This is a genomic window from Comamonas sp. DB36 (assembly GCF_057914905.1).
In genome coordinates this window covers 3,012,047-3,025,367 of sequence record NZ_CP196631.1, presented here as the reverse complement: position 1 = coordinate 3,025,367, position 13,321 = coordinate 3,012,047, and the positions used below count along the sequence as shown (strand labels likewise).

Genomic DNA, 13,321 nt, shown 5'->3' with positions numbered 1-13,321 from the left:
CATCATGACCACTACTGCCAAGAAGACCACTGCCCGCAAGCCCGCTGCTCCGGCCGCTCGCAAAGAGCCCGCTCCCTTCATCCTGGGTAAGCGTCCCGAATCGATCTCTGACACTATCGAATTCCCGCTGCCCGACGGCACCGACGCCAAGATCCCTTGCCAGTTCAAGTACCGCACGCGAAAGGAGTTTGGCGATCTCTGGGACCAGATCACCGCCGAAGCTGGCGAGTCGGTGAAGATCGATGGCGACAAGTTCTCTTTCGCCGGGATGTTCGAGCGCGGGGACGCGGTGAATGCCGCAAACGCCTTGGAGTACTTGATGGGCTGGCCTGACACCATGCCCCCGCTGACGAAGGAAACGCTGATTGAGCTGTTCGATCAGGCGCCAGCTGCTGCGCAGGCTTTTTGGAATGGATATCGCGATCTCTGCACCAAGGGACGCGTGGGAAACTGAAGGCCATAGCTGCTGCCATCTATCGCAAGGCTCCAACAGCCGAGCAGCTCAAGTTCTGGGGAATGAGCTACCGAGATTGGGAGGATGAGCAGCAGCCATTGGACGTGTGGCCCGACAACGTCCCGGCCTTCCTTTTGTGGCGCAAAGTGGGCAGCCAGTGGCGGGTGGGGATGAATGGCCCTGTGGCACTTGACTACGTGCCTCTGCAGCACGAGCTTGACCGCATGAACCTCAGCGCTGAGGACTATGAGTTGCTTTTCGCCGATATTCGACTCTTGGAGGCCGAAGCCCTAGACGTCATGCGGCAGGAGTGACAAAAGTCGCGAGGGGCCATTTGATACCATCATCCGGTTAATTAAGGAGGGGTATGGCTCTTATATCGTGCGCTGAGTGTCGCCGTGAAATAAGTGACAAAGCTGCGGCGTGTCCAAATTGCGGGGCGCCTGTTGAATCATCGGCACCTATCGTTAACCGATGGGCGGAGCAGCCTGTTCAGAAGAAAAGCAGCATCTGGAAATGGGTGCTTGGATTACCTGTTGGCGGTTTCGTTCTGATGATGATCATCGGATCTTGCGCAGGCAACACGCCTGACGGAGAGTCTCGGACGGCCAGTCGATCCGCAATTAAGGCGTGCTGGGGCGAGCAGGGGCGAAAGTCACTGGACCCAGCAACGGGGCGATTGGTCGCATCCGCGTGCGAAAAGATGGAAAGAGATTTTCGCGATAAATGGGGCGTGTCCCCGTAGTTAAAAAATCCCGCCTTGGCGGGTTTTCTTTTTTGGGCTCGCCTTTGGCGGGCCTTTTTCGTTTCTGGAGCCGCGATGTCTGAAGAGCGCAAAGTCAATCTTGTATTCGCTGCAGAAAATCAGACCAAGTCAACGCTGCAGGAAATAAAGCAGGATGTGGCAGGAGCAGCCGCCAACATCGAGCAGTCTGGCAAAAAGGCCGCCAAGGGGATGGAAGGCCTTGGAGAGGCTGTCAAAAAGGCGGGAAAAGAGTCGGAAGATGGGCTGAAGAAGTTCGGCGACGGATTCAAAGGCGCTGGCGAGAAGAGTAAGCAGGGGGAGGAGCAAGTCTCTCAGGCTGCGCGCTCAATGATCCAGTCGATTCAGCGCACAACTGCCGCGGCCGAGGCGGGTGAGAAAGGGACGGCGAAATATTTCGAGTTCCTAGCGAATAAGCGAGGCGTCGGCGGCGATGTGCTCGAGCCGTACCTTGCCCAATTGCGCGCCGCCGAGGCCGCGCAAGCTGCCGCTACTGCCGGCTTGGGAAAAATGGGTGTCTCTGCCGGTCAGACGCAGGCTGCCCTTCGCCAGTTGCCAGCGCAGTTCTCAGACATCTTTGTTTCGCTGCAGGGCGGACAGGCGCCGCTTACCGTCTTCTTGCAGCAAGGCGCGCAAATAAAGGATTCGTTCGGCGGAGCTGGGGAGGCGGCCAAAGCCATGAGCGGATACGTCCTTGGTATGGTCAACCCCATGACGGTAGCTGCTGGCGTGGTGGCGCTACTCGGGATTGCGTACCACCAGGGCAGCCAAGAGGCTGATGCATTTACTCGTTCCATTGTGCTCACTGGCAACGCCTCGGGTGTCACCATGAGTCAGTTGCGAGAGTACGCCCGAGAGATCGACAGCGTTGTCGGAACTCAGGCTCAAGCCGCATCGGGGCTTGCTGACTTTGTTGCTGCCGGCGTGCGCGGTGCCGATGAGTTGCGCCGCTACACGCAAACTGCGATCGAGTGGGAGAAGGCAACAGGTCAAGCTGTTAGCAAAACGGCGGAGCAGTTTGCCGATCTGCAGAAGGATCCATTAACTGCAGTAATTAAGCTCAACGAAGGAACCAACTTCCTGACGGCGAGCGTGTATGAGCAGATCAAGGCGCTCGATGATCAAGGGCGCAAGGCGGATGCGTCCAAGGTCGCGATGGAGGCCCTCGACGGTGCGATGCGTGAGCGCAGCAAGACAATTCGTGAGTCCTTGGGCTACATCGAGCGAGGGTGGAACGCCATCAAGGGTGCTGCAGCTGAAGCTTGGGATTCGATGCTTAATGTGGGCCGCGCCTCCACTATTGGCGACCGTCTCAGCCAAGCGACTGCTGAGCTCGATCGGAAATTGACGGAGCCGCTGGCGGTCGACAACGCTGCGATGCGCGCATCTCGCGAGAAGGGCATCGAAAGCCTGCGAAAGGAAATCTGGGCGCTACAAGAAAAAGCCGATGCTGAAAAGATGGCTGCCGCAGTGTCTGCGGAGTCTGCGAGGGTGATGGGCGCGCGCGTGGCATTTGATAAGGAGTACGCCAAGGCGCTCGACAAGGAGGCAACTCTTCAGGAAAAGCTGACTAAGGCCCGAAATGAGGCCAAAGAAGCCGGCAAATCCGAGGCCGACACCAAGCGCGTGCTTGCCTATGTGACGGAAGAGCACAACAAGGCCAACAAGGGTAGCGCTGCGGCGGCCAGGGCAGCGAAGAAAGAGCTTGCCGACCAGTCCAAGGTGTACGCAGAGCTTGCAGGCGTGTCGAGCACGTATTACGACGACTTGGCGCGCGGGGAAAAGCAGCTTGCCAAAGGGGAGATCACCCGCGACCAGTACATCAAGTATGTCGAGGACCTGATCAAGAAGCAGCCTTTCGCCATTGCCCTGGCCAAGGAAGAAGAAAAGGCGCGCAAGGACCTACAGAAGGCCATCGAGGACGACATCAAGCAGGCCGATCGGGTGGCCGACAAGCGCCAGGCTGGCATCAAGTCGATCGAGGATGCGCTGCTGAAGGCGCGCCAGGAAGAGGAAGCTCACGCCCTCGCAGCGGCGGCGAACATCACGCTGGCCGAGGCCATGGAGCGTCTCACGATTGCCCGCCTTGAGGACCATCTGGCCCAGGCGCGAGCTGGTGCTGAATCGCAGGCCACCATCGACGCGCTGGAGCGCGAGCTGCGCGCCCGCAAGGAACTGCAGGGCGTGCTTCAGCAGAAGGGCGTTCGCGAGGCCAATGAGAAGGCGGCCAAGGAGATAGAGAGAGAGTGGGACAAGACGGCCGAGCTTATCGGTCGCTCGCTCAGCGACTACATCATGGGTGGCGGCAAGGACGCGGCCCAGTACCTCAAGCGCCTGTTTGCCACGCTGATCTTGCAGCCAGTGGTTCAGTACGGGGTGAACTCGGTCATGGGTGCGCTGGGCATGGGGCAGCAGGGCTCCGCCGTGCAGTCGGTGCTGGCTGGCGGCAACGTCGGCTCGAAGGTACTGAACAATGCGGGCGCGATCGGCGCGGGCTACCAAGCGCTCTACGGCGCGTCCGTTGGCGCCTCCTCCGCAAGCTTGCTTGGCGCAAATGCTGTCGGCCTGATGGGCGGCGATGCAATCGGAACCCTCGCAGCTGCGAACGGCATGTGGGCGGGCGTAGCGACCTCGGCCTCGCAAGCTGCGGTTGCTGCCAACCTGGCCATGGAGGCAGGCACGGCGGTTGCGCTGGAAGCGGGCACGCTGAGCGCTGCCGCATCGGGAGCAGCCGCCTCAACTGGCTCGTTGATGTCTGGCTTTATGGCTGCGGCGCCCTGGGTCGCCGGGGCGGTCGCGCTGTTGAGCGTCATCAAGGGCTTTGACGATTCCGGCACACCGCACAGCGGCGCGGGCGCGGTCTACAGCAAAGCAACGGGCGTGCAGTCGGGCGCGGAGATCTACAACCAGTCCACCTTCGGCATGGGCCATCGCGACGAGTACAGCGAAGCGATGCAGGCCGGCATCAGCGGCATTGCACAGGGCCTGGGCCAAACGCTCGACGCATTCGCAGTCTCCTTCGGCAAGACTGCGGGTTACAGCGTGGCCACGGCGTTTGCTGACGACTCGAGCAAGGATGGCTCTTGGGGTTCGCTCAAGATCGCAGACGCCCTGGGCAATGTTTTGGTGAACTGGGAAGACTCTCGCTCTAGCAAGTGGGCGCCAAAGACTTTTGCTGACGGCGAAGAGGGTTTCAAGCAGTACCAGAACGAAATCTTCCAGTCCGTCAAAGGCGAGATCGAGAAGATGGATATGGCGGGCTGGGGCCGCCAGATCCTGAAGACTGCAACCGACATCGACACGCTGAACACGGCGCTGCAGCAGATCGCCACCGTGAAATCGGTGTTCGAGGGCCTGGGCAAGACCATGGGCATGTTTGCGGACCTCTCCGGAGAGCTGCAGACTCAATTGCTGGCCGCATCCGGTGGCATCGAAGCACTCGGCGCCAACGCAGGGGCGTTCTACCAGAGCTTCTACACCGAGGGCGATCGCGCGCAAACGCAACGCGAGTTGCAGATGGGCGCGCTGGGCGACATGGGCCTGTACATCGATCCTTTCCAGGGCGATGCTGCAAAGGAGATGTTCCGGCTGACGGTGGAAGAGGCCATGGCTTCGGGGCAGGTGGCTTTGGCAGGGAAGCTCCTGGCCATGTCGGCATCGTTCGCGGAGACCGCTGATTACGGCCAAACCCTTCTGGACGCGACCGCGACAGCGGCCAAGGATGCGGCGCAAGAAGCGGCGGCCGCGGCGACATCGTGGACGGGTCTGGGCAAGGTGCTGGCGATGTTCTCCGGCCTCTCGGCCGAGGTGCAGTCGGGTCTGGTGACGGCCTCTGGTGGCATGGACCCGCTTGTCAGCAATGTGGATGCCTTCAACCAAGGCTTCTACAGCGAGGGTGAGCGGGCCCTGACTCAGCGTGCGCAGCAGATGGCTGCCCTGGCTGAGATGGGGCTGTACATCGATCCCGCCGAGGGCGACAAGGCTAAGGAGCTGTTCCGCAGCACGGTCGAAGAAGCGATGGCATCGGGCCAGACTGAACTGGCGGCCAAGCTGCTGGCGATGTCCGGGGACTTCGCCTCGACAGCCGACTACGGTCAGCAGATGTTCGAGGACATGGAGGCGGCGGCGAAATCCGCTGCTGAAGTGGCCGCGCAGACTGCCGCTCAGTCCATGTCCGGCGCCTGGTCGAACTTCGGCACGATGGCGGGCCTGGCCGCGCAGTACACCGGCAACACCTCGGGCCTGTCGCAGCAGCTGGGCGTCGTGCAGGGCAGCTATGCCAACGCGACAACCACGGACGGCCGCGTGGCGGCGCTGCAGCAGATCATCAACCTCGAGCAGGGGCTCTGGAATGGTCAGCAGGCAGCGCGCCAGGCGGAAGCCGCAGCGGCGACGGCGCGGGCCAATGCGGCGCGCGAGCAGGTCAACGCGGCAAAGCAGCTGCTGAGCGCGGCGCAGGGCTTGGGCGATTACGCGAAGTCTTTGGGCTTCAGTGAGGCGTCTGGGCTGGGCGACAAGGAGCGCCTGGCTGCACTGGATGCCCAGCGCCAAGGCTTGTTGGCAAAGGTCAACACAGGCGATATGGGCGCCATGCAAGAGCTGCAGGGCATTACGAACAGCTATCTGGCTTTGGAGCAGCAGATGGCGGTCAGCCAGCAGGACTACTCGGTCCTGTCGGGTCGCATCGCGGCAGAGCTGGCGGCCACGGCGGCGATTCAGGAGGCCTCGGCATCCAGCCAGGTCAGCCAGCTCGAGCGCCAGATTGCCGCGGCGGAGTCGGTTGCGTCCAGCTCCGCAGAGCAGTTCAAGGTCAGCGCGGCGACGCAGAAGCTGATTGACGATCTGCTGGTGGAGTCGGCCACTGCTTTCGAGACCGAGTCGACGCTGACGCAGAAGCTGATCGACCAGGGCGGCTTGACGGTGGAGGTGCTGAAAGGCCTTCCCGCTGAGCTGTCCGGCGCCATCGGTGCATCGCTGATCCCCGCGATCGCCGGCCTGGCTTCGGCCATGTCATCGGCTGCAGGCATCAGCGTGCCGCAGTTTGCCGAGGGTGGCTTCCACGCCGGCGGTCTCCGGATCGTAGGCGAGCGCGGGCCAGAACTCGAGGCCACGGGGCCAAGCCGCATCTGGAACCAGGCGCAGCTGGCTGGCGCTCTTGGTGGTGGCAGCAGCGCGGAGCTGGTGGCCGAGAACCGTGCCCTGCGCGAGCGAGTGGAGCGGTTGGAATCCATCATGAATCGTGTTGCCGCCGCCACCGAGAAGCTGGCCGATCAGTTCGACAACGTCACGGCAGGCGGCAACGCCATGGCAACGGAGGCATTTGCATGACAAAGGGCAGCGCAATGCTGCTCCTGCCAAACCAAATCACGGCGGCAATGATCACCACGGGCACCTCGGTGCCCGTTGTCGATTCTGCGCGTGGCGAGGTCGCATGGAGCATCGGCACGGCCTACACGGGCGTGGAAACCAAGATCAACGACGGAGGGAAATTGTGGGCCGCTGTGGCCGCGAGCACCGGCGTGAAGCCGGGCACCGACACGACCAAGTGGCGCGAGACCGGGCCCAGCAATCGCATGGCGGCGTTTGACGACAAGCTCAGCACCAAGAGCATTGGCGCGGGCGAGCTGAAGCTGGTCATCAAGCCTGGGTTCTTCAACGGCTTGGCGCTCTATGGCTTGGTCGGCGAGCAGCTGGAAATCACGCTGCGCAACACCCCGGGCGGCACGATCATTTACCAGTGGATCGGCGACATGTTCGAGCAGCCTTTCGGCTTGTTCGAGTACCTCTACATGCCGCTGCGCCAGATCACCAAGCGCCTGGCCGCCGATCTCGCAATGGGCACCGATGCCGAGTTGACCGTCCGGATCACGGCTGCCGGCAGCGGGGTCTGCGGCGTTGGCATGGTGGTTTGCGGCTTCTGGGAAACGCTGCTTGGGACGGGCGAGTTCGGCGGCGTCGAGTACGGCGCATCAGCCGAAATCAAGACCTACAGCTACATCAAAACCGAGGAAGACGGCTCGACCTCGATCGTGCCACGGGCGTCGGCGACGAACATCAATTGCAGCGTCGTCATTGACGCGGATCAGGCCAACAAGGCGGCGGACGTCCTGACGCAGGTCTTGGCGAAGCCTGTGGCCATCGTCCTGAGCGGCCTGCCGCGCTACGAGTACCTCAACACGTTCGGCCTGATCTCCGGGAACGTCACGGCTGACACCTGGCGCACGGCAAAACTTCAAATTACAGGCAAGGGCTACATATGACCGACATCGTTCCGGTTCCTGCGGGCATCCATTCGACGGAGTTCCCGACGAACGCAGATCGCACCGCAGGAACGTTCAACCCGAAGGTGGTGGCCTGGGGCGACTCGACGCGCGCGCAATCGGTGCGCGATCGTGAGATTGCCTTGACCGCGTACACAAACGCAGTGGCCGCTTATGAAGCGGCGCTGGCGGCCGGCGAGTCTGAGGAGCAGGCGGCTACGTCAGCGCTCGAAGCCTTCAACGAGGCAAACCGAAGTCACATTGAGGCGAATCGATCCGAGGCTGGTGCGGCGAGCGCTTGGGCTGCTGCAGCAGCAGCCGGCGCTGCGGCTGGCTTGCCTTCGATGGTGGGCAAGGCTGGCAAGGCGCTGGTGGTGAAGCCCGATGAGACTGGCGTCGAATGGGGGGATGTGGTCAATGCTCGCGGCTCGCAGGAATACACAGCGTCGCAGACCATTCCCAAGTCCCTTTTCGGCACGGCCACCTATGTGCTTGTTGAGCTTTTGGGGGGCAGCGCATCTGGCGGAGCTTCCGCTGGAACGTCCGGCACGACCAGTGCGGCTGGCGGTGAAGGCGGCTCATACGCGTCTCGTGTTATCCGCGTTGCCGATCTGGCGACAAACACAACATTGACCATCGGCGCTGGCGGAATCGCCGTGTCCGCGACTGCTACATCTGGGGCGGGCGTCAGGGTCAGGGGAAACAACGGGGGGAATTCCAGCTTCGGAGGTCTAGTCGCCTATGGCGGGTTGGCTGCTTCTGCACAGTACCCCTCTGCGGCTCCATCGAACTCTGCCGGTGGCGCAAACGGCGGCGCTGGGGGTGGGGAGGGAGCCGTGCCTCCAGCCTCTGATCCAAATACTCGGTTCATGGGCGGCCCTGGTGGCGATTCGTCCATGGGCGGCGGTGGCGGCGGCGGTGGAACAGACGGTAATTTCGCTTCGTGGAGAACTGCAGGGGTTTCACTGACCGCTGGCAATGGAGGTGCAGGTAAAGATGTCACGGTCACTGGACAAACCGGAAACCCTGGTGTCATCCCTTCTGGCGGCGGAGGGGGCATCCGGTTGCAGGCCGCAGCTGGATCTTCATGCACATCTGGCTCTGGCGCACGCGGCCAAGCACGACTCACATGGTGGTAAGCATGGCAAAAACATACGCAATCATTGAAAGCGGCGTCGTCGCAAACATGGCTCTGGCTACCGAGGCGCTGGAGGCCAACTGGGTGCTGGCGACTGCTGGCGTTGCCATCGGTTGGCTGCATGACGGCGCTGCATTCAGTCCGCCGCCCGCGCCTGAGCCGCAGCCCGATCCAGTGCCGCATTCCTGCACCCGCCGCCAGGGCCTTCTGGCGTTGCTGGCCTACGGACATCGTCGCGCTGACATCGAGACGCTGATTGCCGCAATGCCTGACGAGATAGATCGCGAGGAAGCGCTGATCGAGTACGAGGCAGGGACGTGGGAGCGTTCGAACTCGTTCCTGCAGCAGATGTGGGCAGCACTCGGCGGCACGCCCGAGCAGCTCGATGACCTGTTCCGAATGGCGGTCACGCTTTGACCGGCGCCGCTCCACCCGCACCCGCTACGGCGGGTTTTTTTACGCCTGCTGAAAGATCCTGACATGGGCACAAATCAACTCGACCCTGTCTCCGTGGCCATCGCCCTTGCCGGCGTGCTGTTCGGCCCGGCGCTGGCCGGCGTCATCGGCCCCTACGCCGTGATTCTCATCAGCTGCACGGTGGGCGCGGGCTGGGCGCTCGGCCGGCGCGACCCCGCGGCCCGGCTGTCGGCCGCCTGGTACTTCCTGCGGCTCAACGCTACGGCCGTCGTCGTCACGGTGAGCTTGGCGCAGCTGGCAGGCCGGTGGCTGGGTGGTGATGACCACGCCTGGCTGTTGGCGCCGATCGCGTTGGTGGTCGGTGGCGTCGGCGACGACTGGCCGAGCCTGGGCCGCTGGCTGCTGCAGCACGCTGGCCGAATTCTGGAGCGCCGCGCAGGCGGCGATGGAGGTTCGACATGACGTGGCAAACCCATCAACTGCTGGCCGTACTGAACCTGATCATTTGCGCGGGCATCGCCTGGGCCTGCATCTGCCGGCTCAACTCCGAGATCTGCCGGCGATTCCGCGCCGCGCGCGCCAAGTATTCGCTGCTCCTGGCCGGCGCGCTGGCCAGCGGGATGCAGCCGGCGCTCTGGGGCTCCTGGCCCACGGTGGGCGGCGTACTGCTTGCTGGTTGCGTGCTGGCGGGCCTGGCGATCAACGTGGTGCGCTGGTATGGCCAGACCCACCCGATGCGAAGAAAGGACGACGCATGAAAACCGAACTGACAAAGCAACTGCGCCGGGATGAGGGCGAAGTGCTCAACGCCTACACCGACCATCTGGGCTATTTGACGATCGGCGTGGGCCGCATGATCGACAAGCGCAAGGGCGGCGGCATCACAGCCGAGGAATCGGCCTACCTGCTGAGCAATGACATCGACAAGCGCCAGGCCGAGCTACTGCGCCGCGCGCCGTGGATGGCCCAGCTCGACCCGGCGCGGTTCGGCGTCATGCTGAACATGGCGTTCCAGATGGGTGTCGACGGCCTGCTGGGCTTCAAGAATACCCTGGCCATGGTGAAGGCGGGCGACTACGCGGGCGCGGCGGCCGGCATGCTGCACAGCAAGTGGGCCACGCAGACGCCGGCGCGCGCGCAGCGCCTGTCCGTGCAGATGCGGTCGGGGGTGTGGCAATGATCGGCCAAATCAAAGCCTACGCCTGGCAGCTGCTGGCCGTGCTGCTGCTGGTCAGCCTGGCGGCAAATGGCGTGTTGGGCTGGGCCTACCTGGGCCAGCGCGACAAGACGATGGCCGCGCGTACCTCGATCGCCGGCGTGGAGCAGCAGCGCGACGGCGCGCGCAGCGCGGCCCAGGCCTGCAGCGATGGCGTGGAGGGACTGGAGAGTGCGGCGGCGCAGCGGCGGGCCCAGGCCGAGCCAGCGCGCGCCGCGGCGGCCGCGCAGGCCCAGGCGCTGAACCAGCGCGCCGACTACACGCTGTCCACGGCGCCGGCCGCGCCTGGTGATGCATGCGCGAGCGCGCAGGCCTTGGGGTCGGCATGGTTGAAGGGAAGGGCCAAGCCATGAAGCGCGCCGCACTTCTGCTGTGCCTGCTAGCCCTGGGTGGCTGCGCAACCGCGCCGCGCGTCGAGATCCAGACCGTCAAGGTGCCCGTGCCCGTGGAATGCCGCGAGCCCACCCCAGACCGCCCGAGCATGCCGACCGAAGCCCTGGCCGATGACGCGGACCCGTTCGATCTGCTGCGCGCGTCCCTGGCCGAGATCGACCGACGCGAAGGCTATGAGGTGAAGCTGGTCGCTGCGCTGGAGAACTGCAAGCGCCCGCTTGTTTTGATGGAGTGACACGCAGCTCGCAACCCGTGTTGCATAGGGTGCGGGAGAGGTTGGAGAGCTTGTCGGCTTGGTCGAAGCCCGAGCCTCTCAGGTAGAGGCTCTCAAGGGGCTGGTCGCGGCTGATGCGTTACCTTTAGGGCGTTGACTAATTCAGTATTAAGGCGTCCTCACTTGTACGAAATGTCAATCGTGCTTTTTCCGCATCATTACAAAATAGAGAATGAAAGAAATGGCTGTATATTGATGCTCATTTCGGAAAAATGAAAGACGTGCATGGATGCTTTTCAACGGGAATTTGATAAGTATGTAGAAGAAGCTCTTTTGAAGGCAGAGTCGGAGGATGATGTAGATGCCATTCTGGAGTCAATAACTAACAATCACGAAGAGTTCTTAGGGAGATGTCATGAGGCACTGCTTAAATTTGTCAAGGCGGATACATCCGGGCTCGGGCTCTCTGAGCATCGGACTAATCATGAAAAATTTGTTGAGCGGCACTATATAAGATGGAAAGATGGCTTTGATGAGCTTGAAACCTTGGTGCAAGTTTGCTTTGAGGTGGGGGCGTGTGAAAATGAAAGGTTGCGTCTCGAAGCTACAGCTAATGTGGATTTGAAGTTCGACGTTTTGGTTCGGTTGCATGCCAAGGCTTGTGCCATTTCAAGCGAAATAGTGTGTCTGTTAAAGAATGGATATGCTGATGGAGCTCATGCGCGCTGGCGTGCCCTTCATGAAGTGGCAATAACAGCATTGTTCTTGCAAAAAAGTGGTGGCGATACAGTTGAGAGATTTATCAGTCATGACGTTGTTGACTCTTATAAAGGTGCCTGTCAGTTAAGAATTTATGCTGATAGACTACAGGTGGGAGTGCTTGGCGATGAGGAATTCAGATGCTTGGAACAACAGTATGAAGAGGTGATTGGAAAATACGGTTCAGATTTTAAAAATCCGTACGGGTGGGCTGAGAATTTTCTTGGCAAGAAAAAGGCGAACTTCGCTGATATAGAAAATTCTGTCGGGATGGATCATTGGAGGCCATACTATAAGTGGGCCAGTCAAAACATTCATGCGGGGGCAAAGGCTATTAATAAATCTTTGTCTAATCCCGATACAAGCCAAGTGCTTCTTGTGGGGTCAAGTAATTTTGGCATGACGGATCCTGCAGATGCCATGGCTATCTCGTTATATCAGGTGACTTGTGTATTGCTGATGCAGTCCCCAAACATTGATAGTGTTGTAAGTCTGAAGGTTGTGAAATCACTTCATGAGGAAATAGGCCCCACATTTCTTCGGTGCCGTGAGAAAAATGAAAATCAAGAATTTGGGTAATAAAATAATATCCATGCGAAAAAGTGAGAAGCCCCTCAACGAAAGCCATGTTTCGCTACTTGGCTGCGTTGTTGCGGCATGGACATTTCGCAGGGCGCGAATGGTTCGTTGAGAGGGTTTGGCTAAAACGGCGCCGGCGACCGCACGACTTCGACGGGCCCATCACCAAAGTAGATGCACTTCCCGCACTTGTGGCGCACTGTGAAGCGGCCCGGGAACACCTCGAAGACGGTGTAGTCGGCAGGCAGCCCGGGCAGTATGTGCTCCAGGGGCCAGTCGTAATGCGGATTCGGGGTGCGCAGGAGGGTGGGGTAGGTGTGGATCACTGCCGCTCCCCGGGGATGACCCACCACGACTGGTGCACGGCTGGCTGGCTGGCTAGGTGCATATCACAGCCCACCAGGCGGATGCCTCCACCAACAATGGCGCGAAGGGAGCAGTTTTCCAAATGCAGCATGGGCCGGCCCGGATTTCCATCAGGCCCGCGCAAAAGAAAGGCTTCGGGCTTGGGCATGCGCACGACGGGCGTTTCGGAGCGCATGTACAGCCAGCCATAGATGCCATTGGCCTGGGCGGCTCCCGCAGGAATGCGCCGGCCTTTTTCATAGAGAACGTGAACTGTGCACCACATGCCGATACTGTACGCGCATACAGTGATTGCCTGTCAGGAAAAAGCTGCGCAGAAGGATATGATTGTGTCGGGTCGGCGTCAGACTGCGCGACTGTGAAGTTTTTCTCTCTGCACGAAAAGTTCACGGAAATCGCCGCAAAGCCGCATGAATGCTACATTCTCGACCCCGGCTCGGGGCACCAATACATAAGCGCAGCAACGGTGTGTTGCTGCGCTTTTTGTAGCAAATCACACAATCATTCTCGCGCTCAGTTCCGCAAAATCACGGACTGTTCCGCAATTCAACGCACAGGCTTTACCTTTTTCCTCATCTTGTGACGGATGTAGTGAACCGCCAGCGCCTGGGCGTTCCGTTCGACTCCTCGACCGATGTGGCGGCGGTGGCGCGCAGGTCTGGCGGCCACGGCGGGCCACGGCGGGCCACGGCGGGCCACGGCGGGCCGCGGCGGGCCGCGCCAGGCCGGCGTTTCCTGTCTGCGGCAATGCGCGGCAAGTGG

General features: G+C 61.3%; 13 protein-coding genes. 12 read left to right on the top strand and 1 reads right to left on the bottom strand.

What is annotated here, in order from left to right:
• Positions 1-4: 4 nt before the first annotated feature.
• The 12 genes from ACSVDO_RS14100 (at position 5) to ACSVDO_RS14045 (ending at position 12,193) form a co-directional block, all read left to right on the top strand.
• Complete coding sequence (locus tag ACSVDO_RS14100) at positions 5-454, top strand: phage tail assembly chaperone (protein ID WP_489592903.1); 450 nt, start codon at positions 5-7, stop codon at positions 452-454.
• Positions 455-516: 62 nt separating this feature from the next.
• Positions 517-768, top strand: a complete 252-nt coding sequence (locus tag ACSVDO_RS14095; protein ID WP_489592901.1) for a DUF1799 domain-containing protein — start codon at positions 517-519, stop codon at positions 766-768.
• A 506-nt stretch (positions 769-1,274) separates the two neighbouring features.
• Complete coding sequence (locus ACSVDO_RS14090) at positions 1,275-6,545, top strand: phage tail length tape measure family protein (protein ID WP_489592899.1); 5,271 nt, start codon at positions 1,275-1,277, stop codon at positions 6,543-6,545.
• Positions 6,542-7,477: a hypothetical protein gene (locus tag ACSVDO_RS14085; RefSeq protein ID WP_489592897.1), complete on the top strand. Its 936-nt coding sequence runs from the start codon at positions 6,542-6,544 to the stop codon at positions 7,475-7,477. Before ACSVDO_RS14090 ends, ACSVDO_RS14085 begins: the two co-directional genes overlap by 4 nt.
• On the top strand, positions 7,474-8,616 hold the full coding sequence (locus ACSVDO_RS14080) for a glycine-rich domain-containing protein (protein ID WP_489592895.1): 1,143 nt from the start codon (positions 7,474-7,476) through the stop codon (positions 8,614-8,616). The genes ACSVDO_RS14085 and ACSVDO_RS14080 overlap by 4 nt, the downstream gene beginning before the upstream one ends.
• 2 nt (positions 8,617-8,618) lie before the next feature.
• Positions 8,619-9,032, top strand: coding sequence for a hypothetical protein (locus tag ACSVDO_RS14075; RefSeq protein WP_489592893.1), 414 nt, complete (start codon positions 8,619-8,621; stop codon positions 9,030-9,032).
• A gap of 63 nt (positions 9,033-9,095) precedes the next feature.
• A complete protein-coding gene (locus ACSVDO_RS14070) occupies positions 9,096-9,494 on the top strand; it encodes a hypothetical protein (protein WP_489592891.1) in 399 nt (132 codons plus the stop codon).
• Entirely contained in the window at positions 9,491-9,790 is a 300-nt protein-coding gene (locus tag ACSVDO_RS14065) for a hypothetical protein (protein WP_489592889.1), read from the top strand. Before ACSVDO_RS14070 ends, ACSVDO_RS14065 begins: the two co-directional genes overlap by 4 nt.
• Positions 9,787-10,212: a glycoside hydrolase family protein gene (locus tag ACSVDO_RS14060; protein ID WP_489592887.1), complete on the top strand. Its 426-nt coding sequence runs from the start codon at positions 9,787-9,789 to the stop codon at positions 10,210-10,212. Before ACSVDO_RS14065 ends, ACSVDO_RS14060 begins: the two co-directional genes overlap by 4 nt.
• Positions 10,209-10,601 (top strand): hypothetical protein, encoded by a 393-nt coding sequence (locus ACSVDO_RS14055; protein WP_489592885.1) that lies wholly within the window; start codon positions 10,209-10,211, stop codon positions 10,599-10,601. The genes ACSVDO_RS14060 and ACSVDO_RS14055 overlap by 4 nt, the downstream gene beginning before the upstream one ends.
• Positions 10,598-10,876, top strand: coding sequence for a hypothetical protein (locus ACSVDO_RS14050; protein ID WP_489592883.1), 279 nt, complete (start codon positions 10,598-10,600; stop codon positions 10,874-10,876). Before ACSVDO_RS14055 ends, ACSVDO_RS14050 begins: the two co-directional genes overlap by 4 nt.
• A 264-nt stretch (positions 10,877-11,140) precedes the next feature.
• Positions 11,141-12,193, top strand: coding sequence for a DUF5677 domain-containing protein (locus tag ACSVDO_RS14045; RefSeq protein WP_489592882.1), 1,053 nt, complete (start codon positions 11,141-11,143; stop codon positions 12,191-12,193).
• A 122-nt stretch (positions 12,194-12,315) separates the two neighbouring features.
• On the opposite strand, the gene ACSVDO_RS14040 is transcribed toward ACSVDO_RS14045, so the two are convergent.
• On the bottom strand, positions 12,316-12,519 hold the full coding sequence (locus ACSVDO_RS14040; protein WP_489592880.1) for a hypothetical protein: 204 nt from the start codon (positions 12,517-12,519) through the stop codon (positions 12,316-12,318).
• Positions 12,520-13,321 lie beyond the last annotated feature (802 nt).

What these genes read in the sequence shown, in the direction of transcription:
- ACSVDO_RS14100 (WP_489592903.1), top strand. Translation starts at nt 5, where the DNA reads ATGACCACTACTGCCAAGAAGACCACTGCCCGCAAGCCCGCTGCTCCG.
- ACSVDO_RS14095 (WP_489592901.1), top strand. Translation starts at nt 517, where the DNA reads ATGAGCTACCGAGATTGGGAGGATGAGCAGCAGCCATTGGACGTGTGG.
- ACSVDO_RS14090 (WP_489592899.1), top strand. Translation starts at nt 1,275, where the DNA reads ATGTCTGAAGAGCGCAAAGTCAATCTTGTATTCGCTGCAGAAAATCAG.
- ACSVDO_RS14085 (WP_489592897.1), top strand. Translation starts at nt 6,542, where the DNA reads ATGACAAAGGGCAGCGCAATGCTGCTCCTGCCAAACCAAATCACGGCG.
- ACSVDO_RS14080 (WP_489592895.1), top strand. Translation starts at nt 7,474, where the DNA reads ATGACCGACATCGTTCCGGTTCCTGCGGGCATCCATTCGACGGAGTTC.
- ACSVDO_RS14075 (WP_489592893.1), top strand. Translation starts at nt 8,619, where the DNA reads ATGGCAAAAACATACGCAATCATTGAAAGCGGCGTCGTCGCAAACATG.
- ACSVDO_RS14070 (WP_489592891.1), top strand. Translation starts at nt 9,096, where the DNA reads ATGGGCACAAATCAACTCGACCCTGTCTCCGTGGCCATCGCCCTTGCC.
- ACSVDO_RS14065 (WP_489592889.1), top strand. Translation starts at nt 9,491, where the DNA reads ATGACGTGGCAAACCCATCAACTGCTGGCCGTACTGAACCTGATCATT.
- ACSVDO_RS14060 (WP_489592887.1), top strand. Translation starts at nt 9,787, where the DNA reads ATGAAAACCGAACTGACAAAGCAACTGCGCCGGGATGAGGGCGAAGTG.
- ACSVDO_RS14055 (WP_489592885.1), top strand. Translation starts at nt 10,209, where the DNA reads ATGATCGGCCAAATCAAAGCCTACGCCTGGCAGCTGCTGGCCGTGCTG.
- ACSVDO_RS14050 (WP_489592883.1), top strand. Translation starts at nt 10,598, where the DNA reads ATGAAGCGCGCCGCACTTCTGCTGTGCCTGCTAGCCCTGGGTGGCTGC.
- ACSVDO_RS14045 (WP_489592882.1), top strand. Translation starts at nt 11,141, where the DNA reads ATGGATGCTTTTCAACGGGAATTTGATAAGTATGTAGAAGAAGCTCTT.